At 63.2% G+C, this 26113-nt stretch carries 35 protein-coding genes; 4 read left to right on the top strand and 31 right to left on the bottom strand.

Features of this window, described 5'->3' with window-relative positions; all coding sequences use genetic code 11:
* Nucleotides 1-88: 88 nt before the first annotated feature.
* Nucleotides 89-718: a hypothetical protein gene (locus HNO79_RS15030; protein ID WP_214164793.1), complete on the bottom strand. Its 630-nt coding sequence runs from the start codon at nucleotides 716-718 to the stop codon at nucleotides 89-91.
* Nucleotides 715-1533 carry a hypothetical protein gene (locus HNO79_RS15025; protein WP_244987568.1) on the bottom strand — a complete coding sequence of 273 codons (819 nt, stop codon included), beginning with the start codon at nucleotides 1531-1533 and terminating at the stop codon, nucleotides 715-717. Before HNO79_RS15025 ends, HNO79_RS15030 begins: the two co-directional genes overlap by 4 nt.
* A gap of 135 nt (nucleotides 1534-1668) precedes the next feature.
* On the opposite strand from HNO79_RS15025, the gene HNO79_RS15020 reads away from it, so the two are divergent.
* From HNO79_RS15020 to HNO79_RS15010, 3 genes are all read left to right on the top strand, one after another.
* Complete coding sequence (locus HNO79_RS15020) at nucleotides 1669-1947, top strand: BrnT family toxin (RefSeq protein WP_214164792.1); 279 nt, start codon at nucleotides 1669-1671, stop codon at nucleotides 1945-1947.
* A complete protein-coding gene (locus HNO79_RS15015) occupies nucleotides 1935-2276 on the top strand; it encodes a helix-turn-helix domain-containing protein (RefSeq protein WP_214164791.1) in 342 nt (113 codons plus the stop codon). Before HNO79_RS15020 ends, HNO79_RS15015 begins: the two co-directional genes overlap by 13 nt.
* A 317-nt stretch (nucleotides 2277-2593) precedes the next feature.
* Nucleotides 2594-3766, top strand: a complete 1173-nt coding sequence (locus tag HNO79_RS15010) for an HNH endonuclease (protein WP_214164790.1) — start codon at nucleotides 2594-2596, stop codon at nucleotides 3764-3766.
* Nucleotides 3767-3910: 144 nt separating this feature from the next.
* Here the strand turns inward: HNO79_RS15010 and HNO79_RS17435 are convergent, their stop codons facing one another.
* The 11 genes from HNO79_RS17435 to HNO79_RS14960 all read right to left on the bottom strand — a co-directional run bounded on the left by HNO79_RS17435 (nucleotide 3911) and on the right by HNO79_RS14960 (nucleotide 10602).
* On the bottom strand, nucleotides 3911-4045 hold the full coding sequence (locus tag HNO79_RS17435) for a hypothetical protein (protein ID WP_275954928.1): 135 nt from the start codon (nucleotides 4043-4045) through the stop codon (nucleotides 3911-3913).
* Nucleotides 4042-4671: a hypothetical protein gene (locus tag HNO79_RS15005; protein WP_214164789.1), complete on the bottom strand. Its 630-nt coding sequence runs from the start codon at nucleotides 4669-4671 to the stop codon at nucleotides 4042-4044. The genes HNO79_RS17435 and HNO79_RS15005 overlap by 4 nt, the downstream gene beginning before the upstream one ends.
* Before the next feature lie 159 nt (nucleotides 4672-4830).
* Nucleotides 4831-5172 carry a hypothetical protein gene (locus HNO79_RS15000; RefSeq protein WP_244987567.1) on the bottom strand — a complete coding sequence of 114 codons (342 nt, stop codon included), beginning with the start codon at nucleotides 5170-5172 and terminating at the stop codon, nucleotides 4831-4833.
* Between the two features lie 76 nt (nucleotides 5173-5248).
* Nucleotides 5249-5587, bottom strand: a complete 339-nt coding sequence (locus HNO79_RS14995) for a hypothetical protein (RefSeq protein ID WP_214164787.1) — start codon at nucleotides 5585-5587, stop codon at nucleotides 5249-5251.
* A gap of 1 nt (nucleotide 5588) precedes the next feature.
* Entirely contained in the window at nucleotides 5589-6026 is a 438-nt protein-coding gene (locus HNO79_RS14990) for a structural protein (protein ID WP_214164786.1), read from the bottom strand.
* Nucleotides 6027-6061: 35 nt separating this feature from the next.
* Entirely contained in the window at nucleotides 6062-6370 is a 309-nt protein-coding gene (locus tag HNO79_RS14985) for a hypothetical protein (protein WP_244987566.1), read from the bottom strand.
* Between the two features lie 65 nt (nucleotides 6371-6435).
* Nucleotides 6436-6972, bottom strand: coding sequence for a hypothetical protein (locus HNO79_RS14980; protein ID WP_214164784.1), 537 nt, complete (start codon nucleotides 6970-6972; stop codon nucleotides 6436-6438).
* Nucleotides 6972-8381, bottom strand: a complete 1410-nt coding sequence (locus tag HNO79_RS17305; protein WP_244987565.1) for a hypothetical protein — start codon at nucleotides 8379-8381, stop codon at nucleotides 6972-6974. The genes HNO79_RS14980 and HNO79_RS17305 overlap by 1 nt, the downstream gene beginning before the upstream one ends.
* Before the next feature lie 9 nt (nucleotides 8382-8390).
* On the bottom strand, nucleotides 8391-8981 hold the full coding sequence (locus HNO79_RS14970; RefSeq protein WP_214164783.1) for a YmfQ family protein: 591 nt from the start codon (nucleotides 8979-8981) through the stop codon (nucleotides 8391-8393).
* 3 nt (nucleotides 8982-8984) lie between these two features.
* Entirely contained in the window at nucleotides 8985-10100 is a 1116-nt protein-coding gene (locus HNO79_RS14965) for a baseplate J/gp47 family protein (protein ID WP_214164782.1), read from the bottom strand.
* Nucleotide 10101: 1 nt separating this feature from the next.
* Nucleotides 10102-10602: a phage GP46 family protein gene (locus tag HNO79_RS14960; RefSeq protein ID WP_214164781.1), complete on the bottom strand. Its 501-nt coding sequence runs from the start codon at nucleotides 10600-10602 to the stop codon at nucleotides 10102-10104.
* A gap of 106 nt (nucleotides 10603-10708) precedes the next feature.
* On the opposite strand from HNO79_RS14960, the gene HNO79_RS14955 reads away from it, so the two are divergent.
* Nucleotides 10709-10981: a hypothetical protein gene (locus HNO79_RS14955; RefSeq protein ID WP_214164780.1), complete on the top strand. Its 273-nt coding sequence runs from the start codon at nucleotides 10709-10711 to the stop codon at nucleotides 10979-10981.
* Here the strand turns inward: HNO79_RS14955 and HNO79_RS14950 are convergent.
* The 18 genes from HNO79_RS14950 to HNO79_RS14865 all read right to left on the bottom strand — a co-directional run bounded on the left by HNO79_RS14950 (nucleotide 10973) and on the right by HNO79_RS14865 (nucleotide 26108).
* The gene (locus tag HNO79_RS14950; protein WP_214164779.1) at nucleotides 10973-11479 is read right to left on the bottom strand and encodes a phage baseplate assembly protein domain-containing protein; all 507 of its coding nucleotides are present in this window, start codon (nucleotides 11477-11479) and stop codon (nucleotides 10973-10975) included. The genes HNO79_RS14955 and HNO79_RS14950 overlap by 9 nt on opposite strands.
* Nucleotides 11476-12696, bottom strand: a complete 1221-nt coding sequence (locus HNO79_RS14945) for a phage baseplate assembly protein (protein ID WP_214164778.1) — start codon at nucleotides 12694-12696, stop codon at nucleotides 11476-11478. Before HNO79_RS14945 ends, HNO79_RS14950 begins: the two co-directional genes overlap by 4 nt.
* Nucleotides 12693-13991, bottom strand: a complete 1299-nt coding sequence (locus tag HNO79_RS14940; protein ID WP_214164777.1) for a DNA circularization protein — start codon at nucleotides 13989-13991, stop codon at nucleotides 12693-12695. The genes HNO79_RS14945 and HNO79_RS14940 overlap by 4 nt, the downstream gene beginning before the upstream one ends.
* A gap of 1 nt (nucleotide 13992) precedes the next feature.
* Nucleotides 13993-16218, bottom strand: coding sequence for a transglycosylase SLT domain-containing protein (locus HNO79_RS14935; protein WP_214164776.1), 2226 nt, complete (start codon nucleotides 16216-16218; stop codon nucleotides 13993-13995).
* 129 nt (nucleotides 16219-16347) lie between these two features.
* Nucleotides 16348-17025, bottom strand: a complete 678-nt coding sequence (locus HNO79_RS14930) for a phage tail assembly protein (protein WP_214164775.1) — start codon at nucleotides 17023-17025, stop codon at nucleotides 16348-16350.
* Nucleotides 17022-17405: a phage tail tube protein gene (locus HNO79_RS14925; RefSeq protein WP_200410761.1), complete on the bottom strand. Its 384-nt coding sequence runs from the start codon at nucleotides 17403-17405 to the stop codon at nucleotides 17022-17024. The genes HNO79_RS14930 and HNO79_RS14925 overlap by 4 nt, the downstream gene beginning before the upstream one ends.
* Before the next feature lie 9 nt (nucleotides 17406-17414).
* Nucleotides 17415-18902 carry a phage tail sheath subtilisin-like domain-containing protein gene (locus HNO79_RS14920; RefSeq protein WP_214164774.1) on the bottom strand — a complete coding sequence of 496 codons (1488 nt, stop codon included), beginning with the start codon at nucleotides 18900-18902 and terminating at the stop codon, nucleotides 17415-17417.
* Nucleotides 18899-19138: a DUF2635 domain-containing protein gene (locus tag HNO79_RS14915; RefSeq protein WP_214164773.1), complete on the bottom strand. Its 240-nt coding sequence runs from the start codon at nucleotides 19136-19138 to the stop codon at nucleotides 18899-18901. Before HNO79_RS14915 ends, HNO79_RS14920 begins: the two co-directional genes overlap by 4 nt.
* A gap of 15 nt (nucleotides 19139-19153) precedes the next feature.
* Nucleotides 19154-19666, bottom strand: a complete 513-nt coding sequence (locus HNO79_RS14910) for a hypothetical protein (RefSeq protein ID WP_214164772.1) — start codon at nucleotides 19664-19666, stop codon at nucleotides 19154-19156.
* Entirely contained in the window at nucleotides 19663-20007 is a 345-nt protein-coding gene (locus HNO79_RS14905; RefSeq protein WP_214164771.1) for a head-tail joining protein, read from the bottom strand. The genes HNO79_RS14910 and HNO79_RS14905 overlap by 4 nt, the downstream gene beginning before the upstream one ends.
* Nucleotides 20004-20288, bottom strand: a complete 285-nt coding sequence (locus tag HNO79_RS14900) for a hypothetical protein (protein WP_214164770.1) — start codon at nucleotides 20286-20288, stop codon at nucleotides 20004-20006. The genes HNO79_RS14905 and HNO79_RS14900 overlap by 4 nt, the downstream gene beginning before the upstream one ends.
* 9 nt (nucleotides 20289-20297) lie before the next feature.
* A complete protein-coding gene (locus tag HNO79_RS14895) occupies nucleotides 20298-21407 on the bottom strand; it encodes a major capsid protein (protein ID WP_214164769.1) in 1110 nt (369 codons plus the stop codon).
* 17 nt (nucleotides 21408-21424) lie between these two features.
* The gene (locus HNO79_RS14890) at nucleotides 21425-21823 is read right to left on the bottom strand and encodes a head decoration protein (RefSeq protein ID WP_214164768.1); all 399 of its coding nucleotides are present in this window, start codon (nucleotides 21821-21823) and stop codon (nucleotides 21425-21427) included.
* A 17-nt stretch (nucleotides 21824-21840) separates the two neighbouring features.
* Nucleotides 21841-22392 carry a hypothetical protein gene (locus HNO79_RS14885; protein ID WP_214164767.1) on the bottom strand — a complete coding sequence of 184 codons (552 nt, stop codon included), beginning with the start codon at nucleotides 22390-22392 and terminating at the stop codon, nucleotides 21841-21843.
* A 35-nt stretch (nucleotides 22393-22427) separates the two neighbouring features.
* On the bottom strand, nucleotides 22428-23279 hold the full coding sequence (locus HNO79_RS14880) for a S49 family peptidase (RefSeq protein WP_214164766.1): 852 nt from the start codon (nucleotides 23277-23279) through the stop codon (nucleotides 22428-22430).
* Entirely contained in the window at nucleotides 23276-25006 is a 1731-nt protein-coding gene (locus tag HNO79_RS14875) for a phage portal protein (protein ID WP_214164765.1), read from the bottom strand. Before HNO79_RS14875 ends, HNO79_RS14880 begins: the two co-directional genes overlap by 4 nt.
* Nucleotides 25006-25305 (bottom strand): gpW family protein, encoded by a 300-nt coding sequence (gene gpW / locus HNO79_RS14870; RefSeq protein ID WP_234448424.1) that lies wholly within the window; start codon nucleotides 25303-25305, stop codon nucleotides 25006-25008. The genes HNO79_RS14875 and gpW overlap by 1 nt, the downstream gene beginning before the upstream one ends.
* 32 nt (nucleotides 25306-25337) lie before the next feature.
* Complete coding sequence (locus HNO79_RS14865) at nucleotides 25338-26108, bottom strand: hypothetical protein (RefSeq protein ID WP_214164764.1); 771 nt, start codon at nucleotides 26106-26108, stop codon at nucleotides 25338-25340.
* Nucleotides 26109-26113 lie beyond the last annotated feature (5 nt).

The following is a 26113-nucleotide window of genomic DNA, read 5'->3' as shown; positions in this document are numbered from 1 at the left end:
TTCCTGTTTTTTTAATCGTATCAATGGGGTTGGTCAGAAAACGCCCATATGGGACGCACGGCAAAATCACGAGTCGTTCAAAGAGTGACTAACGGATTTTTCGAGTCGGATCGCCATGCCTCCCAACGAACGGAACAACCGGCGACGGTTGGATGCATTCAGCTGCGCTCCAGCTGTCAATCATAGCCTGTACACGGCCTCGCAGTTCTTCCCGGTCGGCAATCAACCGCGCCGCCTCGGCGTGTCGGGCATCATCGTTCTGGGCAAACATGGATGCCATATAGCCAAGCTGCCGCGCCATCTCCACGTCAGGCATGGAGGACAGGGGCGCGTAAGACACCGGCAAGCTGACCGTTTGTTCGCGCGTCCGGCTGGCGTCCCCTTGAATGCCGAAGGTGGGTGCTGTCGTGATCGCGCCCACGCTGAACTGTCCGCCCTGCGTGAACTGCCCGGACAGTTGCAGGGTCACATCGCCCGCGATCGTGCCGACTACCGGGTCGGCCCGGTCCTGATGGCACTGTGTCGCCCGGACGGCACGAACGAACAGCGCATCCTGATTCTCGGTCCAATCGCCTGCGTGCGAGACCGACACGACGCCGGCCCGCGCCAGGCTGGCCTGTATGCCTGCCATGGCGGTCGGGATTGTGGTCTGCACGGGTGCCTGATGGGCGCAGGCAGTGAGGCCGAGCAGGCAGGCGACGGTGAGCAGCATCTTCATGCCACACCCCGCAGGTAGGCATCATTGGCCGTGATCAGCGCATCCCAGTCCTGACCCGAAGGGCCAAGGCCGGTTGCGGGCTGCAACTGCCGCCATGCCAGCGCATGCGCCTCCATGACCCGCGAGCGCAGCCAGCGCCATGTTGCGCGCTGTTTTGCGCCCCAGGTCAATAGGGTCACAATATCGGTGTCAGCTGTGCCGGTGTAATCCCAGCCCAGCAGGCAGTGGCCACCGGCGCTGCCGGGCGTCGGGTCGCCATGGCCGGCCGGCGTGTCGGTATCCCACACGAGCGCCAGCGTGCCCGTTTCATCCTGCCACATGTCGGCCTCGGCCAGTTGAACGCCCAGATAGGCCGCCGACAGGCCCGCCATGATATTGCGCACGCCATTCAGGTCGCCCGGGTCTGCGCTGCCCCAGAGAGGGAACAGGGCCTGGTTAGTCACGGCATACCCATCGCGCAACGCGGCGGTCAGCACATCGACCTCCACACCGCCCCGATCCGTGCCCGGATTGCCCGGCACGTAGCCGGTGGAGCGGGCATAGAACGCCACGGCCTGCGCCGTAGTGATATCCGTCTGGAACCCACCCAGCGCGGACGTGGCGCGGATATGGTTTCCGATCCCGGCGGATGTGCAGTCGCCCAGCATGTCATTGCCCAGCAGGAGCGGTGCGGGATCGATATGGCTGCGGTCGAGGCGGGCAGGGGCCTGCCGGGCCATGAAGCCGCGCAGGGCAGACATGGAAGGCTGGCCGGGCCGGTGCTCAGCCGGGCGACAGCCCAGCTTGCGGATCTGCGCAAGTTTGCGATTTATCATGCTGGTTCCAATAAAAAAGGCGGCTCCGGAGAGCCGCCTTGTGGTTGTGTAATATGATGATTGTTCTGATCAGGAATACGCTTTTAGCACATCATTTTCCTTGCAGCCGATACGCTTGCAGCGTATAAAATACCCATGACGACAACACACCACGTCTTTGACTGGCACGATGAAAAAAGCGCAGCGTGCCTCTCCATCCGTGGTTTCGATTTCATTTACGCTGCCCGCATTTTTCTTGGGGACGTGATCGAACGCGAAGACACCCGCAAGGATTATGGTGAGACACGGATTCAGGCGGTCGGGATGATCGAAGGCTGCCGTTACATGGTCGTCTACACGCGGCGCGGCGATATTACGTGGATCATCTCTGCGCGCCGCATGCACGATAAGGAGTGGAAGAAATGGCAAGGATGACATTGAGCCAGATCGCCCGGCACGGTGGAACCATCGACTGGGACAAGGTGAACGCCACCACGGAAGCCGACATCGACCGTCAGGCGCACGAGGACGGCACGGATGATACAAGCCATCTGTCCGCCCCATACCCGACGCCCGCAACCGTGCGGAAGACCTTGCACATGACCCAGAAGCAAATCGCGGAACTGACCGGCATACCCGTGGCAACGTGGCGCAACTGGGAGCAGGGGCGCGTGGGGCTGGATCCGGCTGTGCAGGCGCTGTTGCGTATTCTCGGGCGCGAACCAGAGGCGGCGCGTCGGGCGCTGGATGTGGCAGCGGAATAGCGCTGGCTCCGCAGCTTCTTAATCACCCGATGGGTCAGGCGCGGTGCTGGCCAATCTGGGGTGACGCACGGCCACGCTATCCAGGCAGGCCCTTGAAGGCTGACACGATCGCGCCCAGCCCAGCGTGCTTCAACCCTTGCGGAGCGGCATTACAGAAAACGGCGATGTTCATCTAAATTCGAAATGTCGGCTTACGCCCTCATGTCGGTTATTCAAAGCCCTATGAGGGGAACCGAGAAGCGGACACGGGATGAAAAGAATGCCCTCCAATCCGATGGATCTTGTCGTTACACGCGTTGACGCATAAGGTCGCCAGTATGGCGAACTGTATTATTTGTAATCATAGCCTTACATCAAAAAACGATTCTGCCGAGCACATAATTCCCAATGCAATCGGTGGTTTTCGAAAGGTGTGGGGATTTCTTTGTAATCTCTGCAACAATACAACCGGGCACGACTGGGATGCAGTACTTGCCTCACAGTTGAACGGGCTTTGTCACTTTTTTGATATCAAGCGTGAGCGTGGGTCCACTCCGGATCAAACAATCAGTACGACAGCAGGCGAGACCTTCCGAATGCTCTCCCAAGGAGGCTTTGCATTACCGAAACCGACTGTGGACAAAACAGAGGCAGGCGGAAGAACCCAATATCAAGTAGTTGCTCGTGACATGCCCGAGGCACGCAGAATTTTACGCGATCTTCAAAGGAAGTTCCCAAAGATTGATGTTGAGGTAGAACTGACAAAGGTACAAGCCCGGACTTCCTATCCTAAAGGGATGGTCGAAATTCCCTGTCAGATTGGCGGGGTCCAGGCAGGGCGCTCAATCGTTAAATCGGCCGTTGCCCTTGTGCATGACAGCGGGATACCAGCCGTAGCTTGTGATCAAGCACTTGTTTACCTTCGAGATCAAAATGTCCCTGCCTGTTTTGGCTATTACTCGACCACCGATCTACTAATCGAACGTCCCGTCGGCGTGCCTCTGCATTGTGTAGCAGTTTCGGGAAATTCGACCACTGGGATGCTGCTTGGTTACGTAGAATATTTCGGTTTTCTCCGGGCCGTGGTCCTTTTGTCCGAAACTTATATTGGTCCCAATATCGAAAATTGTTATGCGATCGACCCTACTACAGGGATGCAACTCGATCTTTCGGTCCGCCTACAATTTTCTCAAGCCGATATGGTGGATATCTTTGATTATAAGCACTGTGACAATGAGGCCACTAAGCAGGCGGCCGACGCGGTCTTCGGCCCCGGCATGGCTCGTAAGCGACAGCGAGAACAATCGCACGCCGTAAAAAAAGCCGTTCAATACGCTTTCGAGAACTGTGGTGCGCAGCCAGGCGACATACTGACCGAGGAACAACTCAGGATCATTGCCCAGCTCATGTCAGAAAGGTTGATACCCTTCATCGTCAATCTAAATCAGCCACGTCCTCTCCCGACAAGCAGCAATCTGCGTTCGGACATTAAGGACCAATCAGGAACGTAACTAGATGAACGGGTTCGTCGATAGCTCTGCGCTAGGGAGCAGATGTTGTCGATCATACGAGTGTCCGGTTCTCCACTCTTACCAATTTGCAGCTGACATTCCACTTACCCCCCAAGAATGCCATAGAGACGCGCAGTTTAACCGTTACCCCAGCCCACGATCCCGTAGCTGCGCCGCCACATAAAGCGCATGCAGCTTGAGCGGGATCGTGACCAGCAACCCGATGAGGACGACAGTGCCGCCCGCACCGGAGATGACGCCCTCCATGAAGGGCGTCATGCCGTCACACCCAGGACCTGGAGCGCCTGCCGCACCTGCGCCTGGGAGGGCGCAATGGCAGAACCGGACAGCCGTGCCCCGACGTTCCGGCGCCCGGCCACGCTGTCCAGCAGGGCCTTGAACGCGGAGATGATGGTGCCCAGCGCGTTCAGGGCCGTGTTGGCGTTGGTCAGGTCTGTGCTGGGGATCTTGGTCGAGACCCCGGTGATTGCGGCGCTCAGATCGCTTTCGACCTTGGTCAGCGCGGACAGGACGCTGTCCACCCGGCTTTTCCAGTTCGTGTCGTCATAGGTGATGGTCAGCGTGGACCCGGCGGCATCGGAGAAGGTGGTCAGGGCGGTGGACAGGGCCGTGTCGGCCAGGCCGATGATGCTGACAGCAGGGGTGCCGATTGCGCTGGCGATGGCCGCGATGCTCAGAACCGTCGAGACCGCATTGAGACCGGCCTGACCGTAATCACGGATCTCGGCAACGTTGATCGTGATGGTGGTGACGTTGCCGCTTTTGCTGACCGTGCAGGCGGACAGGGTTGCGGCAGCGGCGATGCCTGCGGCAGACAGCAGGCCGATACCGAGGAACCGGCGGCGGCCGCCATTGACGGCCACGAGGTTGACACGCTGGGTCATGGACGAGTTTTCCAGTCTTGATATGAAAATAGTCCACCCGCGCCACAGCGCCGCAGGAAACCGGCGTTTTTCGTGTGGTTCGGGTGGACCAGTTTAAAGGTGGCAGGATGCGGGCAGCCCGGCGGCCGGTTTACAGATCGGCCGGATCAGGTTGACAGGTCAGCGGATCGGCTGACCGGGCACGACCGGGTGCGGGGCCTCGGCCTTGGTGGCCAGAGGCACGATGCCGACACCAAGAGGATTGGGCGTTGCGGCCGGCTTCGCCTCGATCGCGGTTTTCAGGTCCGTGACCCCGCCCACGATTTTCGTGACGGCGGCATCGATGCCGGCCAGATCGAGGTTCGGGGCCGCGCGTTCGACAATCACGGGGATCAGCAGCTGCAGCACGGTGCCGGCCAGCTGGATATCCGCCTGCGTGGCGGCCGTGTCACGCTTGCCCAGCGCGGTTTCGAGCAGGCCTTCCAGTGCGGGGATGGCGGTGCTGGTGGTATCGGTGGCCATGTCTGGCGTCTCCATATGAAAAAACCGCCTCGGGGGCGGTTGGGGAATGAGGATGATTGAGCCGGGGCGAGCCCAGTCAGGCGGGCGGAGATGAGCGCGCCGGCGGCTTGCCCGGCCGGGTGGAACCGGGCGGCACGTCAAGGCGCTGCTCGACCTCTTTGCGTGGAACCGTTGCGGGAACCATCGCGGCCTTTCTGCCCGGCTGGTAGGCGGGCAGGTTCCAGCCGCGTGCCTGGGCAATGGCGGTGACGATGGTCCAGACCAGCACCCATTTCGACGTGGGGTCCGGTGGCCGCCAGAACCGTGCGATCAGGGCGCAGGCCGAGATCAGGAATGACACGATGACCACGATGTCCCCGGCATATTGGGCCGGGAGCATCGACAGGACATCCTGCAGGATAGACGTGGGGTCCATGTCAGGCCTCTGTAATGGGCTGGGGCGGGGCAGGTGCCGCGCGCAGCGCCTGGTCGATCTGGGTCAGGCTGATGTGCCCCGGCCCGTTTTCCATAGTCGTGATGCCTTCAATCAGCCCCCGCATGGTGGCCGGATCGCGCAGGTCCAGCACGGTATCGGGCTGCACGCCCATGTGGCTGCACAGGGCGTAAACATAGGCCCCGGTGGGGTTCTCGCTGGGGGGGGCGTACACCGATATGATGGCACGCACCGTGGTCAGGCCCCGCTCGCCGTAGCGCAGCAGCTGGTCGCGCAGCGCGCGGATCCCGTCCGCCATGGTGGGGAAGGCCGCAAAGCGCGGGTGGGGCACGCCGGTTTCCAGATGCGCGCCGGGCTGGCCCGCATAGTTCAGGTTGCCCGGGTTGTTGTTGCGGATGCCGCGCGGGAGTTTTTCGCTCATGTCGTCATGTTCCTGTGTTCGGGCATTGCCCGCGGTCATGGATGGCCACCGTGCAGAAGATGCGTGACCCAGTCGCAGAAGGGGGGATAGGCGAACAGGGCGGCCGCCACGGTGCCGATCACGGTGATCAGGCCCACGATGGCCGTGCCGATGGCCTTGACTGCCTTCATGCCGCCGATCAGCTGACCCATGCATTCGCGCATCTCGGTCGACAGGGTGCGGACCTCGATGCGCAGGGCAGCCAGATCCGTCTCGGTTGATTCGACCTTGGTCTCGACACGGACAAGCCGGTCACGCAGCTGGGGGTCTTCACCGAACCCCAGCAGTCTCCACAGAATGAACATCAGGTTTCCAGGCATAAAAAAACCGCCTCACGGGCGGTCGGGCAGGCACAGGCTGTCGGGTTGCGTCAGGTGGTGGCAGCGGCTGCAGCAACCGTGATACTCAGGCCGGCCGGGTTGGTCAGGCCGCCGGTGTTCGTGGCGCTGATCGTCACCGTTCCAGCCGCCTTGGGGGTGTAGGTCACCGTCTGGGCGGTCTTGGTGCATCCGCTGAACGTCACGGTATTTTCCGAGAACGTGCCGCCTGCGCTGCCATCCGATAGGGTGACGGTTACATCACCGGTCGGGCCGTCATTGTCCGGTGTCAGGGTCAGCGTGATGGCGGTTCCTGCCGTCGCCGTTGATGCGCCAGTCATCGTGTAATCGGTGGACGGGGTGTAAATGCTGCCCATCGGGTAAGCCCCTGCGGCATCGAGCGCATAGGCAAACCCGTCCGGCACAGAAAGTCCTGTCAGGCTGCTCAGTTTCTGGGTTGCAATGACCGATCCTTTAGCAGATGAGACCTGAGCCGCTGGGATCGTTGGGGTCGTTCCCTGCATGTATCCATATCCCGGCTGATACATATAGGCGACGGTGCGATAGAGGATGTAGTTCTGCGTAGCCATTATGCGGCGGTTCCTTCAACGACGATGTGGAGCATGACGGGGTTGTTTTCGGGTATGGTTCCGTCAGTAGAACCTGCGAACGTGGCCAGATGTGGCGAAAATGATGTGGTTGTGGGCAGCGTATTGAAACACGGCGGAACAGAGAGATGGTTCCCGTCCGCCGATGATGCGGCAATAAAGGTTACGGTCGGCGTCGTAGCGTAATCCCCGGCGGGGTAATCGATCGTGCATCCATCCCATGCCAGCTGCTGGAAACACTGACGCAGCTGATTGCCGGTTTTCGTCCATGTACCACCCTGCAGGTTGCCGTTCCCGGCGATGGTCCCCTGCGATGCGGGCAGATAGGTATGGGTCGTGCCGTCCGACATATTGCCGTAATTTATGGTCAGGCCACCTGTTGATGTGTTCATGACCATATTGGCTATAGAAACGAATCCGGCCGCCCCGTATGTTTGGGAAAATGGCAGCGCGTAACCTGTTCCGTTGTTGAATGCGACAGGCTGCTCCAGCGTTTTGTTATAAATGAGGGTATCGATGTTGCCGTTGGTAGCATCGCTGTTGTCGGCAGGCGTGATAACGCGACCGTCAATCTGGGTTTGCAGCGTCGCATCCGCATTGGTGCGGGCGGTCTGTTCTGTGGTCAGGTTGGCCTGCACGGTATCAACCGAGGATACAGGCGCGAAATCGACTATAACGGCTGCCGAAATTGACCCCACATTAGCCTGCAACGCGCCGTCTGATTCGCGGTAGACGAAGTTGGACAGCGAGCTGAACCCGGTAGCACCAAATGTCTGGCTACCAATCAGCGACATGCCGTTACCGGCAGCCGTGATGGATGGGCAGAAAGCGACGAACTGCTGCAGGCTCTTGTTGTAAAGAAATTCCGTGACACGGCCATTTACCGGGTCGCTGTTATCCGCCGGTGTCGGGACGCACCCGTCAATCTGAGTTTGCAGCGCCGCTTCCTCTGCCTTTGCCCGCGTGGTCTCGGCCGTGACATCGGAATAGTTGGCGATTGGTCCAATGTCAGAACTGTCTATCTGATAGCGCAGGCGACCTGTGGATGCACCATCTACCGACTCCCATCCAAGATAAATCTTATTACCACCCTGATCTGCACCACCGCCCTGCTGGACCGGAGTGAAGACGGTGCCACCGTAGGGACTGGCAATCATTTTCTGGATGGCGGCCGAGAGCTGGCCCCAGTTGGTGCGGTCCAGCGTCAGGCCGGCGTCGAGGATGACCTGAACCACCTCGGCCACCAGCATGTTGTAATGCGAGGCAGGGAAATCGGTGGCCGGAATAGTGGCGGCAGGATCCCCATCCGTTGCCCAGCCCGGCGTGCCGGTGGCCGGCATCGTGTCGCGCGAGGCCTCGACAACGGTGCCCGTGCCGATGATCAGTTCCATCGGTTGTCCTTAGCTATAGTTGAAAATCAGGATGGTGTGCGCGGGCTTGCGGGCGTTCAGCTCGCATTCCAGCACCGCGTTGCTCCAGGTCGCCCACGGGTTTCCGAAGGACTGGCCGAATTTCAGGCGGTTGATGGTCAGCTGCGGGCAGTTGATCTGCCAGGTGTAGGCCCATGCATCGCCGCCGAAGGGCGTGCCGAACTTGCGCCGGAACCGCGAGGGCGCGAACTGGGTGATGGTGATGTCGTAGCCAAGCGTTTTGGCGAAGGCGACGAAGTAGGGGATGGAGGCCCCACCATTATCGGTCAGCCGTGCCACCACCTGGGCGCGGCGCAGTTCCACGGTCGGGCTTTCACCCGCGCAGGGATCGGGCAGGCCCAGCGTGGCCTCCCATTCCGGCAGCAGGTTGACCGTGGTGGAGGGGAAGGCGTCATCGATCAGGTCACCGGCCGACTGGGCGCTGCGCTGAAAGGATGGCGCCCACACGCCTGCCAGCTGGTAGGGCATGCCGTCCGGGTCGCGTGACCAGATGCGCCCGCGTGGCAGCAGGTTGAGCAGGGCGGTGCGGAAATCCGCTACCGAATATCTGGGTGCTGCCATGGGTTACGCCGCGAAGCTGATGGTGCCGAGGGTCGGCATGGTGCCCGCATTGGCACCCGTGACCGGCCCGGTAGGGGACTGGACCTCGAAACTGTCCAGCCCGATGGCGCCGATTGCTTCCTCCCAGTTGTTCGGGTTGATGGTCCCGCCGGGCGCCGACAGGCGGACGAACATGTCCGTCAGGGCTTCGGTGATCAGTTTCTGGTTGGCCGTGGTGTTGCCGGTGCCCAGATCCGTGATCACGAAGTCCGTGGGCTGCGCGATGGGGGCGCAGACAATGACCAGCGCCGTAACCGGCTGGCTGGGCTGGATGGCGTTGGCCACCGTCAGCTGGTCGCCGGTCGCGGTGGTGTAGCGCGCGTCACCGGTGGCCGCGCCATTCGTGCCGTTGGGGAAGCCACCATTGGCCGCATTGGCCTCGTCCAGCATGATGTAGACCACGACAGTGCCAGCACCGGCTCCATTGCCGACTACCCATGCCCGGGTAACGCCCGCCACGGCTTCGGCCCAGCCGACATAGTCATTGGCTTTTCCGTCCTGCCCCTGCGCCTGGTAGGCTTCCATGACGCGGGTGCGGAAATCGGTATCATCCTCGATATCCGCGCCGCTGACCGTGATGTCGGTGACCGTGCCCGTGGTCTGGATGCCCGGCACCGGGCTGGACAGGGTGACGATGGTGCCCAGCGTGACGTTGCCTGCCGTGCCGGTGCTGCTGGCGGTCCAGTTGACGGCGGTGATCCCGTCGGCCGTCACGCTGTCAGCCGACGCCGTGGCCAGCAGGCCACCCTGCAGGGCGAACTGTGTGCCGGCAGGAATGACATCCGTGCCGGTGGCGGTGAAGGTTGCCGTGCCGCTGGCGGCTGTGGCTCCCTTGCGATAGACGCCCTTGAGCGCGCCCCATGCGGCCAGATAGGCCCCCGTGGCGGTCCAGGGCACGGACTGCTTCGCCACCCAGTCGATATAGCCGTAATGCAGCCATGACAGGCCCGCCAGCACCATGGACAGCACGTAGATGACCGAGAAGCGCAGCACTGCCGTCACGCCGGGGATGCCGCCGCTTATGACATCCTGCAGGGCCTGCTGGCGCAGTTGCGACAGGGTTGGACGTGGATAGGCCATGTCAGGTCAGACCCTCCCAGGCCCATGAGAACTTGAACACCCGGGGCGTGCTGTTGCCCGGTTCGGTGAGGGTGATGGAGAATTCGGCCATGGTGCGCACGGTAGCGTTCCACCAGGCCGAGACGGCGAGCGAGGCGACAACACCGTCGTCGACCAGCCATTGCAGGGCTTCGGTGCAGATGTCCTCGATCTCGCGCGGGATGGCCCGCGTGCCGACCTTGACCGCGCGTTTGAGCTGCCACAGGCGGGAGCCGATGGGCAGGTCGGCAAAGGCATCGCCCCACCAGCCGCGCCGGTCGGCCGAAGCCGCGCCCGTCGGGCCGGTTGGGGACTGGATGCCTACGGCTGTGTCATCGGATGAGGGCTGGTCCGGGGCGACGCGGTCTGTGAAAAGCGAAACCAAGACCGCCGATTTCAGGGGGTTGTCGAGGGCTAGGTCACTGGACACGATGGGCCAGTCGCCGCGCGCCGCGCGAACGTTCCAGACAATGGCGATATCCATACGGAACCTATCTGAAGGAAAAAAATTGGAAAAATCAGTCCACACCCGGAACCGCCACCCTGACAGCCTCCCGGGCAATGCGCTGCGAAAGGGCAGCCGGTACCGAATGCGTATCTGGACCGGCGAAAAGGGGCAGCCAGATCCGGAAGATGATGGGGAAGTCGTCGAATTCGTCGGATATTTCGACAAATCTGGCACCCCTGCCGCAACCGGCTCGTTCCTGATGGCGGACCTTACGAACGGCAATTATATCTGCAGGGTGATCTATCGAGGCAAAACGATTGACGTGTGGGGGGACAAGCGCATCTGGTGGACAGATCAGAACCCGACTTCTGCACCCAACCGTGTTACCTTTCTCAAGATGCCAGTCTCACGATGACTGGGGCGGACCCGACCTGCTGTTTCCAGCTTCCACCCCGTCATGAGGATGACTGGACAGCTTGATACCCTGTGCCACGACCTCATTGCCGGTTATGGTCCCGCTGGCGGTCAGGTCACCCGCGACCGCGGTCTTGCCATTGGCGGGCGCAATCGCGATTGATCCGTCCGCCTTGAGCCAGATCCGGCTGCCGGTGGCGGGGTGATAGAGACAGACCTCTCCGGGCTGTAGATTTTTCGGCCTGCCGCGCTGGTCGCCCGTGGCAATGACCACGCCCCGGGTGCGGTCGCCACCGATGAAGGCCATGACCAGGTCCGATCCGGGCACCGGCCTGCTGGCCAGCCCGTATTCCTGTATGATCGGCACGTCCGCGCGGATTTCGCCTGCGGCCAGCGCTACCTGCACGGTGGGCGTGTTGGGAGCTTCGTTCGTGTCCGCTGTCTGGCGGCCAATGCCCAGCGCCATCATCACGCGGCGGGCAGTGCGGATTACGGTCATGATGCGGCACCTTCCTGTGTGGGAAGGTCTTCGGTCTGGATGGAGCTGTCCACATCGTTCTGGGCTGCGTTCATTGCCTGAATGAACCGGTCAGCCAGAACCGGATTAAGCAGGGGCTCGGGCGAGAAGGCAGCGGGCGGCATCAGCACAACATCGGCATGCGTGCCATCCTCGACCGTCTGTCGCAGGGTCAGTTCCCCGATCAGCAGGTCCGATACCGTGCCATCACGTGCGGTAACAGGGGCGAGCGTGTTGGGCAGCCATAGCTGTCCTGCCGTATCGCGCCAGCTATCGGTCGTCAGCGTGACAGGATAGGCGCGACCGATGCGTCGGTTGACCTCCCACTGCACACGTTGGCGCGTCACCGTGTAGTCCTGATCGCCGTTTTCTACCGGGATAAACATGTTGCGCGTGCGGGGCACGCCGGGGTCGGTGGCCTCCACACCCACGGTCAGAACGCCCATCTGATCAGCCAGTGCGTTTTCGTTCGGATCGGTGAAGAGCGACACCGTGCCCTGGCAGATGGCCGTGACCTTGGAATACCGGCCCTCAAGGCTCCGCACGGTCTGTATGCGCTCGACATTCCGGCCCACCGCAAACCCGCTGGCAGAGCGGGCCGTGCCCACGGCCGACATGCAGATATTGCCATCCGGCTGGTCATAGAACAGCACTGCAGCGAGGCGGGATATGCGCTCGATCACCTCATAGGCGGTTTCCGTCAGGATGACGGAAAAGGCGAGGATGTCTGTATCGCCCGCGCCGTTGACGGAATTCACGTCAATGTTAACGCGACTGGCGACAGCCTTGGCGATCGCCAGCACGTTGGTACTGTTCATCTGGAACGTGCTGAACTCGGCGGCGCATTCCACCAGATCGACGGATTTCGAGGCGATCTGCACCTCGATCATGTGGTCTTCCGGCCCGAGGTCATCCACCACGGTGATGACATAGCCCGTGAACACAAGATCGGCCCCGATATAGACCTGACACGTATCGCCGGGGTTGATGGTGTTGACCCCGACGGCCGACGCGCGTGCGGCCGTCATGCCCAGCGCCGCCGTCCATGGCATGATCTCGATGCCCAGCCGCAGTACGGCCGAGGTCCAGTTGGTGATCTGGCGCGACGCGCCGCCAGTGGTGACCACGATCGAGACCTGGTCCGACGGGGCGCTGTTCCAGCCCAGAAAATCGGATATGGCAGAGAGCGTACCGCTCATGATGACAGGGCCTCGAAACTGGTGGGCATGAATGCCGGATGGATGGGATCGGCGCGCCGGATCAGGTCAGGCGCGCGGGATCCATCGGCATAGAGCTGCTGCGCCAGCACCAGCGCGGGCAGGGCGGCGTTACGGGTGACGGTGATCATGTCCGGCAGGCGCGCGCCCCGGTCAGCCAGATCCTGCAGCACCTGCGCGCGCAGGGAGCGCAGGGCCTGAAAGCTGGCGTCATTGCCATTGTCGGCTGCGATGATGGCTTCATCGTCGAGCAGCGTGCCGACCTTGAGGCGCATGGCCTGCGCATCCTCGGCGGATGAGGGCTGCCAGTCCCCGCATGCACGGGAGAGAGACAGCAGGGCGGCCTGCCGGCACAGCGTTGCAGTGGCTGTCCGTGCCGTTGCAATGGCCCCGCCGATCGGGGCGCTGGAGGCCAGCACCGTTGCACTGCATGAGACCAGCGGGGTCAGGACCGCGATCTGCCCGGCCGGATCCGCAATGGCACTGCGGACTGATTCGGGCAAGGCGAGGATGCCGGCGGCGAGAGACATGGCGTCCGCCGCATCGGCCAGCCCGGTCACGTTGGCACTGACGACCTGCCCGTTCGTGGTCAGGTCCTGCAGCACGCTGTCCTCGGTTGCATCCGGATCGATGGCGGCACCATTGCCGCCCACATACCGGCCGAGGTTGCCTGGCAGGACGCCCAGGGCGGATGACCACGCGCTGGGGGAGCGGATGGCCGTAACCGCGCCCGCGCCCCAGAGGCTGGCGACCGCGCGCCCGGCGCTGAGGACGGAGCGCCCGTAGGAATATGGGGTCAGCGTGTTGCTGGCGTAATCGGATGATGCGGAACTGCCGAACGCCACGGCCGCCACCCCGATGGCGGCATCGAGCGCCAGGGTGATGACGGACCCCAGCCAGTCGCGGCTTTCCACCAGTTCCATCTCGATATCGACGATGCCCATGACGCCGTCGCGTTCGTACCAGTCGAAGCGCATCAGCGCGCACTGCTTTGCCCCCACGGTAGGATGGATCAGCGTGCCCACGCCCTGCGCCTCGGCCGCCATGACCAGCAGGTCACGCTGCGCTAGGCATTCAGGGCCGATCAGGAAGCCACGGATGCGGTAGGAACGCGGGGCGCGTCCCAGATCCTCGGCCCAGACCTGGTCGCGGAAAGGGTAACGGTGGATTTGGAAGTTGCGCCCGTTGCCCCCGCCGCTACCGACCACTGCGAACGGGACGCCACGGAACGACGCCTGCAGGTATTCTTCTGCAAGGCGGCTGATCGTGCCGGACATGTCAGTTTCCTACGGATGTAAGGGCGGGCTGCATGGCCTGCTGGACAGGGGTGCGGTTGACGACACGGGTGCCGGGGGAGGCGTTGGTTACACGCGCGCGGGTTCCGGGTGCCGTTTCCACCTTGACCGTCATGGTATGGTCTGTGCCGTCAGTACTGGTCGGTGTGGCTGTTCCGCCGGCAGCCGTGCCGGGTGGCACGGTCATGGGTGGCGCAGCCATATCGCGGCGCATGCCCGCGATGGAGACGACATAATCCCGCGTCTCTTTCGGCAGGGCGGACAGGTCATGTGTCTGCGCAAACTGCCGCACGGCGGCGCTGTTGGGACCGGCATTGTAGGAGGCATCCGCCACGGCGTAATCGCCATGGGCCTGATCCAGCAGCTGACGGTAATAGCGCGCGCCGGCATCGAGGTTCCTGCGCCAGTCGTAACCGGGGGCGTTGACCGAATCCGCCACGCCCAGCGATCGTGCCGTTGCCGGCATGAGCTGGGCGGGACCAAATGCCCCTGCGCCCGATACATTGTTGTATCCGCCGTGCTCAGCCCGGAGCAGGGCGAGGTAATGCGCCTGATCCAGACCGTATCGCTGCGCGGCATCGGCACCCGCTGCCTGCACCGGGGCCGCCAGTTGTGGACGCCTGTAGCCGGTCATGCGGTCGGCATAATCGGCGTACCAGTCCAGTCCCTTCCGGGCATATCGCCCCAGGGCGCTGACACCGGACGACACGCCGCTTTCGGCCGCACCGGCCATGGCGGACAGCTTCTTGCCGACCCAGCTGTTTTCCACGTAGTCGATCGCGGCGGTCATCTTGTCCACGATCGGGGAAATGAACCCCCATGCGGACGAAAAAGCGGCCTTGATCCCTCCCCATAGGGTCGCGAAGAACTTACCCAGCCCGTCCCAATGGTTGATGATCGCGGCAGGTATGGGAAACAGGATTTCCGTGATGGTACGCAGATAGCCGGTATTGTTCTGGAACGCCCCCCTGAGGCTGTTCCACATGCCGGAAAATCGCTTGCTGATGCCGTCCCAGTGGGACCACAGCCCATATCCGGCGGCCCCTAGTGCACCGACGGCGGCGATCGCGGCCGCCACCGGCAGGCTGATGGCCGCAAGCGACGTGCCAATGGTGACGGCCGCCGTTGCGATCGATGCCAGTCCGGACAGGACCGGCATGGCATAGAGCGCGCCGATGGCGATCAGGGCATCACGGCCGGTTTTCTTCCATCCCCCAAGGCTGTCCACAACGCTGGTGATGGCCTGATAGACACCCGTGATGTCGCCTCTGATCTGATTCCAGCCGCCAGCACGAAGCCATGTGACAAACTGGCGCACGTAGCCGGTGATATCCTGCGCGATCCATTTCCGGTTGGCTGCAATCCACTCTGCCATGCCTTCAATAATGGGACGGATGGCAGGCTCTAGTGACTCGGCCAGACTATTGCCGAACCCTCTGACGGCCAGTTCCAGTTTCTGCTGTGCCTTACGAAGCCGGTCTGCGGCATCCACACCTTTCTGATTGAACAGGCCGTATCGTTCAGCCAGCTTGAGGTTATTTTCGAATTCACGCCCGGTCTGCTGGAAGATTGGCATCAGCCCTTGCGCCGCTCCCCCGAATAGCGTCGTAGCGGCGACTGCCTGCGCTGCCGGGTCACGGATATCGCGCAGGCGGGCTGCAACGCGCTGGAACAGTTTGTCCGGGCTGAGTTTCTGCAGTTCCTCCATGGATACACCGACGGCCCGGAACTGGGCAGCGGCAGCAGGATCCTGATTGTGTGTTGCTGCCCAGCGCATCTGTGACAGCTGCTGGAGCGCGCCGGTCATGGATTCAGCCGAGCCACCGGCCAGCTTCGCTGCGTTCTGCATGGCCTGCAGTTTCTGCGGCGCCATGCCCATGGTGCGGGAAGTAGTGCGCAGGTCTGTGCCGACCTGTGCCCAGGCGCTGGCAAGACGGTATACGCCTGCCACGCTGGCGGCACCGGTCAGCGTGCCAAGCACTGGCACGATCTGGCCCAGTGACTGGAATGCCCCTACCGCAGACCGGCCTATGGCAACAATGCCGTTATTCAGTCGGGAAAGGCCCGACAGGCTGGCAAAACGACCGAAAGCCGCCTGTACGCGGCGGACGGGGGCCTGCATGCGCGCGATGCGGGTATTGATCCGCTCAATGGTCTGACTGGCGCGGTCAGATGCCGAGATAACGACTTTAACGCCTGCGTTGGGCACGTTCGGCCTCCCGCTTCTGTTCTGCCGCGATCTGGTTGGCTGTCTCGATCGCGTCGACCATTTCCGTGCCGGTCAGTGTTTCCACGTCATGGCGCGACCAGCCGGTGAAAAACCGGCACAGATCCGCGCCTAGCCGTTGCCAGTTGCCGGGCCAGAAAGAAAAAAACCGGTCAGGTAGTCCGCCGCTTTCGCAAACTTGCTGATCGGCATCTTGAGCACGGCGGCCTTTGGCCATCCGCTGACCGTCTCCACCAGCGAGATTTCCGCCTGCAGGAAGGCTTCCGGCGTGCCCCTGGCTTCCGCCGCCTTCATGATCCGGCGTTCGCGCACCGTCGGCTCACGCAGCGCCATATCGCTGAATGTGCGACCGGTGGCCTCGATCGGATCGGAGAAAATTAAAGAGAAGGACGGAGAGGTGTCCGGTTCTTCATCGGGCTTGCGCCGCGCGTCCTCCTCGAACCCCGTGACGAACACGACGGCACGGTCGAGGATGGTGCTGCGCAGTTCGATGATGGCCCGTTCCGGCACGCCGGAGATGCGCGCCACCAGACCGATCTGGGAATTGTAGACCGATTCCGGCGTGATCTGCCGCCCCATCGCCTGCGCCGCGCACAGGACATGGTACACGTTGGGTTCATGCAGGCGCAGTTCATCGAACGTGCCGGCCTTTTTCACCTCAAGCGGCGGGTTCAGGTCGATGACGAGGGTGTTGTCCCCATCATCTTCCTGTTCCACCTCGGCATCAGCCGGGATCACGACGGCAAGCACTTCCTCATCCGTGGGCTGGGTCTGGCGATGATGGCTCACGAGACGGTATCCTCGGTCACGGTGTCACTTTCGACATGCAGTTCGAAGGTGCCTTCCTGCGTGTTGATGTTCAGGTTTTCGGTCTGCCAGCCATCCACGGCGGTGATGACCTTGCCGTTGGCCTGCACCAGCACGACGGTCAGGCCGGATGCGCCCTGCAGGCTGCTGACGGCGAAGTCGCGCCGGTCACGGCAGGTGGCCTGAATGAAGCCCTGACCGGGCATCTGGGTGAAACCCTCGACGGCGGACTGGCCCTTGGCGGTCTCATTGACATTGCCTGCGGCCTGCCACTGGCCTTCGCCCACGACGTTGAACACGATGCCGTTGACGGTGAGGGTCGCGGTGCCGCCAAGCGGCCCGCGATAGACGGTTCCGGACATGGCGGCTCCTTACGATTTCACGAACTGGCAGTTTCCAGCGATGACCCACAGCTGATTGGCGAAGTCATAGGGCATGAGCAGGAAGACCTGCCCGCCACCCTGATTCTGCGCCTGCAGGTTGGCGGCGAATGTGGCGGCGTTCTGCGCCCACAGCTGCGAACACTGCCAGTTGTAGCGGGCGGCACAGGCTTTTCCGATCAGCTGGGCCGTGGTGGCCTTGGCCCCTGCGGAGATCTTCGTGCCGTCGGCGACAAGGATGTAACCGCCGAACATGGAGGCCAGATAGATCCGCATGTCCTGCAGGCAGATCATGGCGGTCATCAGCGTCTCGATGTCGAGATAGCTGTCATCGGGCACGCCTTCGGCGTTTTCCTGATAGGTCGTGACCAGGCGCTCGATGTTGACCGTGCCGCTGTCGTCCACCGTGAAGGTGGAGATGCCGTCATGCAGCAGGCTGTTGCGCTGCGCCAGCGTGAAGCGGCCGGCATCCGTGGGCGGCATGACCGTCAGGGCAACGCCGGTGACAGGAATGGCGGGATTGACGCGGATGCTGGCTGCGACCAGCGCCCCGACCTGTGCTGCCCAGACCATGGGGCTGGACGGGCTGTCGGACACCGGCATGACCGTGGTGTGCGGGTCATTCTGGGTCAGGCCGAACGTGGTGGCTTCCCCATACGTGCCCCGGTAGGCCGTGATGCCGTGGCCATACAGCTGGTTTGTCGGTGCCCACCGGCCATCGGTGTTGTTGAACAGGTTCTTGAACTCTGTCAGGCTGGCCGTGTCGGTGTAGGGATGGATGAACAGGTCGTACACACGGTCACCCAGCGTGGCCAGTGCTGTGGCCAGCGTGGTGGGGTTCTGCGTGCCGCCCGACATCTGGGTCAGGGTGACCGAGACGCCCGTGGGCAGGGACTGTCCGCCAGCGGTGCCCAGCAGGTCAACACCCAGCAGGATGTCATTGCCGCACAGTCCCTTGTTCAGGGCCGTGACGTTGATCTGCCCCGCCGTGGTAGCGTCCACCGCCAGCGAGACGGGCAGTCCGGTGACGGCGGCAGCAGCTGTGATGACGTTCTCGGCGATGGTTGCAGCCGTGTCGCCCGCCGTGACCAGCGTGGGGATCAGCTGGTCGCCCACATACAGGCACAGCGTGCCGGACGCGGATGCCGGGCCTGCGATGGCGAATGAGCCCTTGGCCGCAACGGACGCGGCATCATCGGCCAGCGGCAGCACCCAGACCTCGCCCAGCGGATCGAGGGCGAAATACTGCGCCACCATGATTGCGGCCTGAGACCCGACACCATACAGACCCTGCGCATCACTGATGCCCGCGGACAGGCGCGAGGTGCCCGCAAGGGCCGCGCCGGTCGTGGTCTGTGCGATTATCAGGACACGTCGGCCATAGGACGCGGTATTTGCCTTGGAATTGTCCAGGGCAAAATAAAAGCCGGGCACCCGGTTATTGGTCGGGTAGCCCGGCACCGTGATGGAGCCGCTCATGCGTGGGCCTCGGCAGGTTCAGGGGTGGCCGCCGTGCCACCAGACAGGTGCGCGGGCGAAGGAGAGGGCGAAACAGGTGCGGCCGATGCACCGGGCGGCGTGGCCTTCACCACGTCACCGTTGTGCAGGCACAGCAGCCAGAAGCCCGTTTCGGGCACGGTTTCACCCTGCGCCTTGAGCAGGCGCATCGTGCCGGGCCAGCGCACTGCGCGGCCCGGGGCGGGTTTTACGAACATTGGGAGACCTCAGTCTTAGGTGAGGGGGACCTGCATGCCGGCGAAATCGGTGTTGCCGTTCGCGGTCATGGTGCCGGTGATTTCGGTAAGCGGGGTGCCGGGGGGCGGATAGGTCTCGATGTATTCGAGGCCGAAATGCATGCTGACTTCGCCGGTATGCTCGGCGGTCTTGCTGTTGATCTCGACTTCCGTGTCGATTTCCGTGACCTGCGTGAGCATGGCCTGAAGGCCGACATCAAGCATGATGGCCAGTTCGATCTGTTCCGCGAAGGCCTCGACTTCCGCTTCGGCATTTTCGGGCGAGGTGTGGCAGAGCCGGGCATGCACGTACAGGTGCGACACGCGCGTGAACTGCGGCTGGGCGCGCCCGGCGCTGACCCCGTTGTCACGCGGGCAGGATATGATGATGGCGGGTAGCATGCCCGCTGTCATGGGCAGGCTGCGGTCGATGAAGACGTTTTTCACGCCATCGATATTGGCCAGCGCCGCAGCGGCGGCCTGTTTCAGTTCCGCGCGGTAGAGGGTCATGAGCTGCTGTTCACCAAATTAAGGTCGAGCCGTGCGCCACCGTGACTGTCCGGCTGGACCTCACGGATGGCGTATGTCAGCCCATTGATGACGAAGGTGTCGCCCTGCACAGGCGGCACGGGGAAGTCCGACAGCCGGACCCCGAGACGAGGCAGGCTGGTCGTTATGTCCGTGGGCGCCATGCCTGGGATGGTGCCCATGGGGTCGAGCGCCTCGTAACCATTATCGAATATGGCGGTGATGGTTACGGGATCGGCTAGCGTCCCGGACTGCCATGCATAGGGCGCACCGAACGTGTCGAGACACGGCCCCAGGACAAGCTGGCCGAAATCTATACTCACGCGGTCGGCTTTTCTTTCACCGGTGCGGGGGCCGGTGGCATGGATGCAGCCACCTGTTCGGGGGGCGGTTCGCCCGGGCCATTGGGCGAGATGGTTGCGATGTGCGCCGCTGCCGGGGTGCCGGGATAGACCGCGAAACCACGGCTGACCAGCATCGCGGCTTCCGCCGCTGCAACGGTGATGGTGGTGCCCGCAGGCGAGGGACGCCGTCCCGGCTGGGTATAGACGGGACGGCGCAGGATGATTTCCCGCGTGATTGCGGGGGTTGTCTTGTCGGTCATTGTCTACCTTCAGATAGCGGGGCCGGGCACGTCGGAACCGGCGGCCATGACGGTTGCACTCAGCACGGCATTTGCCCGCGACGGGATGACCAGCGGGGCGGACTGCATGAGCAGGTTGACCTGTGCCGGGTTCTTCTCGATCCACATCTTGGGGGCGTAGGGCATCGGCATGTAGCTGAACTCGGGGTCGACGATCAGGCCGAAGACCTGCGTGCCGTCCAGCTGCGGCGATGTCATGAGGACGGTGCCGTCCGGGATCATGGGCTGTTCGATGCCAGTGGCGGGATCGACGAACCAGTCATTGAACAGCCAGAGACGGTACTGGCCCCAGTGACCCTTGAACACGGCGCCGGTCTCGATCTGGGAGCCAAGCTGGATTTCAGCGCCACCTGCGCGGGGATCCCACAGCACGGAGTTGAGCACGTCCACATCTGCCTTGAACGCATTCCACGGGCTGGTCGTGAAAATGAGGTCACGCGGGGTGGCCCCGCTTTTCTGCATGAAGGCGGACGCCCATCCATCGATCGAGGCGGATGGAGATACGCCGGTCTGGCCCCATTGCGCAGCACCTGACAGGGCGAAGGTCAGTGCGCTGTCGCGCCCGAAATCAACCTCGACTGCGGGGAAACCTTCCCCCTCGACGGTATAGGAACCGTTGACCAGCGCCTGTGCCGCCATCCATTCCATGCGCCGCTTGATCATGTCGACCTGGTCCGCGATCTCATAGGCGAGATTGAACTCCAGCCGCTCGGCAGGGGTCATGCCGCCCATGAGACGTTCACCATACTGGCGGCGTACGGGACGCAGCAGATCAGGGTTACGCAGGTCCTTGATATAGGCCGGGGTGAACATGTTCGTGGTGATGCGCCGTCCCTCGACCGGTTTAGCTTCGGCCGTGGGCGCGGTGAAGGGGGACATGCGGCGGACACCGATATCGATGTCCAGCGCGACCTTTTCGGTTTCGCTGACAACGATGTTCGGGAAGAAATTGTCGAGCAGGAAGGTGTCGGCCACCATCAGGTTTTCGACCGTGCCGATCAGCTGCGCCGTGTCATACATCGATAGCATGGCGGCAAGCGATGCCTGCGTGCCGGCCTCGGCGGAAGAAGTTCCGGACATGAAGTGTTATCCCGATTTTACGAGGTGGGGGGAGCGCCGGAGACCGACGTCTTGAGGTAGATGCCGAACGGGCGCATGGCCTCGGTCAGCGTGGCGACCGTCCAGCTGGCGTCATAGGTCATGTAGTTCGTGTTGAACTCGCCCATGACGTAGGCATCGCCTGTGGCTGTTGCGCCTGCTGCCGTGGTGACATTGTCGATCAGGATGGCGCAGGGGGTTTCGGACCCGTCGGTCGCGGTGGCGACAGACAGGATGTACTCGCCCGTCGCCGTCACCTTGCCCAGCACGGCGCCCCGGATCAGGGTCTGGCTGGCGCCGATCGTGACCGGCTGGGTGACGATCTTGAGATTGCCGGCGACAAGCTGATCGGGGACGAACGTCACCGACTGCATGCCCGGCATAAAACCGTAGGTCATGGAATGGCTTCCTGTGTTCAGCGCTTGCGGGTCTTGCGCGCGTTGGCGATGGCGGCGAGGCGCGCGCCGGGCTGCTGTGCGGCATCATTGCCACCGGCGGGTAGCGGCGGTGCACCGGGTTCGCGGCCCATGCGTTCGCGCAGGCCTTCACGCGCGGGGGACTGGCTGGCGGTTTTGGCGGCAGGCGGGGTTACTGCCCCCATGGTGGAGAGCAGGCGGACGGCGGCGCTGCGGGGCATGCTGGTACCAAAGGCGATTTCCGCAGCGGCGGCGGGATTGTTCGCCGCGAATTTGCTGCTGAAAATCGCGGCGCAGCGGCCACGTTCACGGGCGCGGGCGGATGCTTTTTCGGCATCGGCGTCATCTTCGGCGTCCGATGTGTCATCGCCGTCATCGCAGCAGGGGTCTTCGTCCTTGCCGTCGGCTTTCTTGCCCTTTTTCTTGCCGTTTTCGTCGGTGTCATCATCACCGCCGCCGTTGTCGGGCGTGGTATTCGTATCATCATCCTCGGCGGCGCTGCGATTGAGGAATGCGAAACGGCTGACGCCTGCGCGTAGCGTGTTGCTCATGCTTGTACTGTCCCTGTCAGGAATGGTGCGGGCCGTCAGCCCAGCGAGGCGATGACATCCATCATCGCGTTATCGGCAGGCATGACGGCATCGGCCAGACCGGCGGCAACGCCGTGCTGGCCAAGAAAGGTTGCGGCCTGTGTGGCGCGCACGGCGTCGGACGAGAGGCCGCGATTGCGCGCCACGGTGGCGACGAACAGTTCGCCCATCTCATCAATGTCCGCCTGGAAGCGGCTGGCAGCGCCATCGGTCATGGGCGTCGTGGGGTAGCTGTCCGTTTTCTGGTCACCGAACTGGAAGGTGGTGACCTTGATGCCGGCCTGGTCGAGCATGCCGGTGATATCGACATGCATGCCGACCACGCCGATTGATCCCACGCCGCCCGTACGCGGCACGATGATGCGATCAGCGGCCGAGGCGATGGCGTAGGCGGCGGAATAGGCGGCTTCATCTACGATGGCCACGATCGGCTTTGTGCCGCGCGCGGCGTAGATGCGGTCCGCCGTGTCGAAACATCCCGCCACCGTGCCGCCGGGGCTGTCGATGTGAAGGGCGATGGCCTTCACATCCTCATTGCCTACGGCTTCACGCATGGCGGCATCGATGTCGCCATAAAGGGTGACCCAGTCCCACCAGGGCGAGCCGCCGCAGCCGGGCATCAGTACGCCCGATACACGGATGATTCCCACGCCCGCCACGATGTCCGACAGCTGGGAGACGGGGCGGCTGTCCGTATCGTCCTGCCAGAACCCGGCGTTGAGGGTGCGGCCAAACAGGCCGATGTCATCCGCGCCCTGCGCGAGCAGCTGGCGGATGACGGCCACACGCTCGCCCGAGAGGGCCAGTGGGCGGCCCAGCAGGTTCTGGGTGAGTGTAAGGTGCCTCATTCGGCCTCCGGCTTGCGCTGTGTATTTTCCGTGGTTTCCGTGCCGGTCCATTCCGGCAGCGGGATGCCCAGTTCCTTGAATGTTTCAATCTCAAGGGCACGCTGGTGGACGTTTTCCTCCCAGTCCGCGCCTTCGTTTTCGGCACATTCCTTTTCCAGCGTGGACAGACCGCCATCCATGGCGAGGATGGAGCCCTGTTTTTCCGACACGGGATCGATCCAGCCGCGCCCCGGTCCCATCCACTGGCAGCGGGCATAGGCGCCACGGGCATCGATGTAGTCGGGTGCGCCACGGGGGAGCGGCAGGCCATCGACCTCCATCGCTTCTTCCATCCACGCGATACGGATGGGATCGGCCCAGCCGATGGCGAACTCCTCCCGCCGCCGCTTCAGTGTTTTCCATGCCTCCAGCAGGGCGCCTCGGGCAGAACTGTAATTGACCTTTGACCAGTCATTGCTGACCTGCATGGGGGCAAGCCCCATGCCGCTGGCGACGTTGTTCAGCACGGCGGCCTGAAAATCGGCATAGTTGCTGTTGGGGCGCGCGGCCGTAACCGCGTTGATCTTCTCGCCCGGGTAGAGCATCGGGATCCGTGCGCCCTGCAACGACAGGTCGCGGCCCGCGTTCCATGCCAGCTGCCCGGCCCATCGTCCGTTGTCGAAACCACCCCCGGTTGGGGAATCCAGCGCTTCCGCCGTCATCTGGTGGTCGTATGGACTTTCGATGTAGGCAGCGAAAATCGCATTAACGATGGCGCTGTCCAGTTCGGTACTGTCGTATTTGGTCAGCATCTTGAGACGCTGCACGACAGGAGCGAGCATGCCGGCACCGCCACGGTGCTGGTCGGCGCGGTGATGTTCGAACATGTGGACCACCTGGGGACGCCCCCATGAGCTTTCGCGCTCGATGCGTTCCCACTCCACTGACTTTGCCGCGTTGTACCAATCGCCCTGATGGGCGCGGCGGATGTGGTAGGCGATCGGCGCTTCCGCATAGTCCAGTTCCACGCCGCCGCGCATGCGGCTCATGTCCATGAACATCTGCGGGTTGGACAGGCGGTCTGGATCGATGACCTGCACGGTAGTGGCGTACTGGGCGCGGCCACGGGACACGCGTTCGGGCATCCATGGCAGGGTGGTCAGCGCATCGCCATCCACCAGAAGGTGACGGAAGGACAGGTTGGCCTGCTGGCCGAAGGTGAGCATGCGCTGGCTGTCGTTATAGCGCCCGGGGTCGTTGGCCCAGATGCGCCAGCGCGCATCGACCGCGCGCCCGAACTCGCGCGCCCATTTGGCGTCGAATGCCGGGTTGCCGGTGATGTGGGCCAGGGCGCGGTAATCCGGTTTGGAGATGGGGTGGAAATTGACCCCGATGGCGTTGTCCAGTGTGCGGGTGACGGCGCCCGCTGCCCATCCGTCATTGCGGACCAGGTCGCGTACGCGGCTGACGATCCGGTCACGCCACGGGTTCAGCTCCGTATCGGCTGACCATAGTGGGGGCACCCATGCACGGGTGTGCTGGCCCCACATGTCCGCCGCATCGTAGGGCACACCGTAGGGAGCGTTGAGCGCAGTCGGCCTGTTCGGACCGGCGGGCGGTGCCTTCTGCCCCGGCGTTATGCGCGGCGGCGCCGGTGCGGCCGGGCGTGCGGTCTGGCGCGGGCTGGCAGGGACAGACGGCGCGCGCGGACCGGACAGGGCGGCGAAGGCGTCTGTCAGTCTGGTCATCAGAATATCGGCCTTAATGCACGGCGCCGGACGCCGGGGACGCCCAGCTGCTGCTGCAACTGCATGATGAACTGGGTCAGGTTGGGGAGGCTGGCCTGCGTGTAGGACACCGAGCGGGAACCATCGCCCTGCGTATAGCTGACCGAGACGACCTTGCCCCCGGTCTGGAGCTGGACCAGGGCAGCCTGTGCGGATGCAAGCGCCGCCTGTAGCTGCGCCGTGGTCATGCCCGCAAGCGTGGAGGTGTTCGGGTTGTACTGGATCGGGGGCACGCCCCACGGGTTGAAGCGGTTCATCATGGCGTGGCTTCCTGCTGGCGGAAGGGCCGGGGTCAGGACATTTCCCGTTTGACTTCCGCGTTGATGGCATTGGTCACCGCGCGCTCCATACGGGCGGATACCGTGTTTTCGACAATTTCATTGACGGGCAGGCGCACGCGGTAGGTCGGGCGCTTGGGCACGAACCACAGGATGGGCACGACTTTTCCCGGTCCGACCAGCTTGAAGATGCCGGTGGCGCGGCGGTTGCTGCCGGAACCCTTGGCATGGCCCACGAAGTATTCTGACCGCTGCCCGCGCGCGGTTTTGTTCTGGCGCTGGAGACGCCGGGCAGTGCGGTCGGTCATGTTGGCGGCGGCGTCCTGCATGAGCCCGAGCCGCGAGATGATGCGGACCAGTTCGCCGCGCTGGATGTTGCCGTAGGCATCGAGCGGGGCGCCGGGGCCGGGCACCCAGAACTGGCCGCCCGAAATGGAGGACAGCGCTTTTTCCGAGCGCTTCATGTCACGCGGGCCGCCCCATATCTGGGGGCCGAGATACCGGATCGCGGGATTGCCCTTGGGTGCGAAGTCGATGGTGCCGACCCACGCCGACAGGTCTGTCGGGGTTGCTTTCTTGACGTAGAAGCCGCCTAGGGTAAAGCGGCTGGGATTGTCGAAGACTTCCTTCATCCGATCGACAATCTGCCAGCGCGCGCCGTTGGCCAGCTTGTTCATGGCATTGGCGGTGGCGGATCTGATGCCGCCTTCCGACAGTTTTGCCAGCTTCTTCTGTACGTCCGCCGCATCAACCGAGATGCCCAGCTTGAGGAAGTCAGGGGGCATATCGG

Origin of the sequence: Komagataeibacter oboediens, assembly GCF_018491655.1 — a bacterium.
In the GTDB taxonomy this organism is placed as follows: domain Bacteria; phylum Pseudomonadota; class Alphaproteobacteria; order Acetobacterales; family Acetobacteraceae; genus Komagataeibacter; species Komagataeibacter oboediens.
Note: the sequence above shows the minus strand (reverse complement) of the source record. Positions and strands in the feature narration are given on the sequence as shown.

Excerpts from the sequence above, each read along its gene's own strand:
- HNO79_RS14950 (WP_214164779.1), bottom strand. The coding sequence starts at position 11,479 with ATGACCGTAATCCGCACTGCCCGCCGCGTGATGATGGCGCTGGGCATT.
- HNO79_RS15020 (WP_214164792.1), top strand. The coding sequence starts at position 1,669 with ATGACGACAACACACCACGTCTTTGACTGGCACGATGAAAAAAGCGCA.
- HNO79_RS15005 (WP_214164789.1), bottom strand. The coding sequence starts at position 4,671 with ATGACCCAGCGTGTCAACCTCGTGGCCGTCAATGGCGGCCGCCGCCGG.
- HNO79_RS14955 (WP_214164780.1), top strand. The coding sequence starts at position 10,709 with ATGCGTATCTGGACCGGCGAAAAGGGGCAGCCAGATCCGGAAGATGAT.
- HNO79_RS15030 (WP_214164793.1), bottom strand. The coding sequence starts at position 718 with ATGAAGATGCTGCTCACCGTCGCCTGCCTGCTCGGCCTCACTGCCTGC.
- HNO79_RS14920 (WP_214164774.1), bottom strand. The coding sequence starts at position 18,902 with ATGAGCGGCTCCATCACGGTGCCGGGCTACCCGACCAATAACCGGGTG.
- HNO79_RS17305 (WP_244987565.1), bottom strand. The coding sequence starts at position 8,381 with ATGGAACTGATCATCGGCACGGGCACCGTTGTCGAGGCCTCGCGCGAC.
- HNO79_RS15025 (WP_244987568.1), bottom strand. The coding sequence starts at position 1,533 with ATGATAAATCGCAAACTTGCGCAGATCCGCAAGCTGGGCTGTCGCCCG.
- HNO79_RS15015 (WP_214164791.1), top strand. The coding sequence starts at position 1,935 with ATGGCAAGGATGACATTGAGCCAGATCGCCCGGCACGGTGGAACCATC.
- HNO79_RS14945 (WP_214164778.1), bottom strand. The coding sequence starts at position 12,696 with ATGAGCGGTACGCTCTCTGCCATATCCGATTTTCTGGGCTGGAACAGC.
- gpW (WP_234448424.1), bottom strand. The coding sequence starts at position 25,305 with ATGATGAACCGCTTCAACCCGTGGGGCGTGCCCCCGATCCAGTACAAC.
- HNO79_RS14970 (WP_214164783.1), bottom strand. The coding sequence starts at position 8,981 with ATGGCAGCACCCAGATATTCGGTAGCGGATTTCCGCACCGCCCTGCTC.
- HNO79_RS14925 (WP_200410761.1), bottom strand. The coding sequence starts at position 17,405 with ATGTCCGGAACCGTCTATCGCGGGCCGCTTGGCGGCACCGCGACCCTC.
- HNO79_RS14880 (WP_214164766.1), bottom strand. The coding sequence starts at position 23,279 with ATGAGGCACCTTACACTCACCCAGAACCTGCTGGGCCGCCCACTGGCC.
- HNO79_RS17435 (WP_275954928.1), bottom strand. The coding sequence starts at position 4,045 with ATGACGCCCTTCATGGAGGGCGTCATCTCCGGTGCGGGCGGCACTGTC.
- HNO79_RS14885 (WP_214164767.1), bottom strand. The coding sequence starts at position 22,392 with ATGAGCAACACGCTACGCGCAGGCGTCAGCCGTTTCGCATTCCTCAAT.
- HNO79_RS14900 (WP_214164770.1), bottom strand. The coding sequence starts at position 20,288 with ATGACCGACAAGACAACCCCCGCAATCACGCGGGAAATCATCCTGCGC.
- HNO79_RS14915 (WP_214164773.1), bottom strand. The coding sequence starts at position 19,138 with ATGTTCGTAAAACCCGCCCCGGGCCGCGCAGTGCGCTGGCCCGGCACG.
- HNO79_RS14965 (WP_214164782.1), bottom strand. The coding sequence starts at position 10,100 with ATGGCCTATCCACGTCCAACCCTGTCGCAACTGCGCCAGCAGGCCCTG.
- HNO79_RS14940 (WP_214164777.1), bottom strand. The coding sequence starts at position 13,991 with ATGTCCGGCACGATCAGCCGCCTTGCAGAAGAATACCTGCAGGCGTCG.
- HNO79_RS14895 (WP_214164769.1), bottom strand. The coding sequence starts at position 21,407 with ATGTCCGGAACTTCTTCCGCCGAGGCCGGCACGCAGGCATCGCTTGCC.
- HNO79_RS15010 (WP_214164790.1), top strand. The coding sequence starts at position 2,594 with ATGGCGAACTGTATTATTTGTAATCATAGCCTTACATCAAAAAACGAT.
- HNO79_RS14960 (WP_214164781.1), bottom strand. The coding sequence starts at position 10,602 with ATGGATATCGCCATTGTCTGGAACGTTCGCGCGGCGCGCGGCGACTGG.
- HNO79_RS14990 (WP_214164786.1), bottom strand. The coding sequence starts at position 6,026 with ATGAGCGAAAAACTCCCGCGCGGCATCCGCAACAACAACCCGGGCAAC.
- HNO79_RS14980 (WP_214164784.1), bottom strand. The coding sequence starts at position 6,972 with ATGGCTACGCAGAACTACATCCTCTATCGCACCGTCGCCTATATGTAT.
- HNO79_RS14995 (WP_214164787.1), bottom strand. The coding sequence starts at position 5,587 with ATGGACCCCACGTCTATCCTGCAGGATGTCCTGTCGATGCTCCCGGCC.
- HNO79_RS14910 (WP_214164772.1), bottom strand. The coding sequence starts at position 19,666 with ATGACCCTCTACCGCGCGGAACTGAAACAGGCCGCCGCTGCGGCGCTG.
- HNO79_RS14985 (WP_244987566.1), bottom strand. The coding sequence starts at position 6,370 with ATGTTCATTCTGTGGAGACTGCTGGGGTTCGGTGAAGACCCCCAGCTG.
- HNO79_RS15000 (WP_244987567.1), bottom strand. The coding sequence starts at position 5,172 with ATGGCCACCGATACCACCAGCACCGCCATCCCCGCACTGGAAGGCCTG.
- HNO79_RS14875 (WP_214164765.1), bottom strand. The coding sequence starts at position 25,006 with ATGACCAGACTGACAGACGCCTTCGCCGCCCTGTCCGGTCCGCGCGCG.
- HNO79_RS14865 (WP_214164764.1), bottom strand. The coding sequence starts at position 26,108 with ATGCCCCCTGACTTCCTCAAGCTGGGCATCTCGGTTGATGCGGCGGAC.
- HNO79_RS14890 (WP_214164768.1), bottom strand. The coding sequence starts at position 21,823 with ATGACCTACGGTTTTATGCCGGGCATGCAGTCGGTGACGTTCGTCCCC.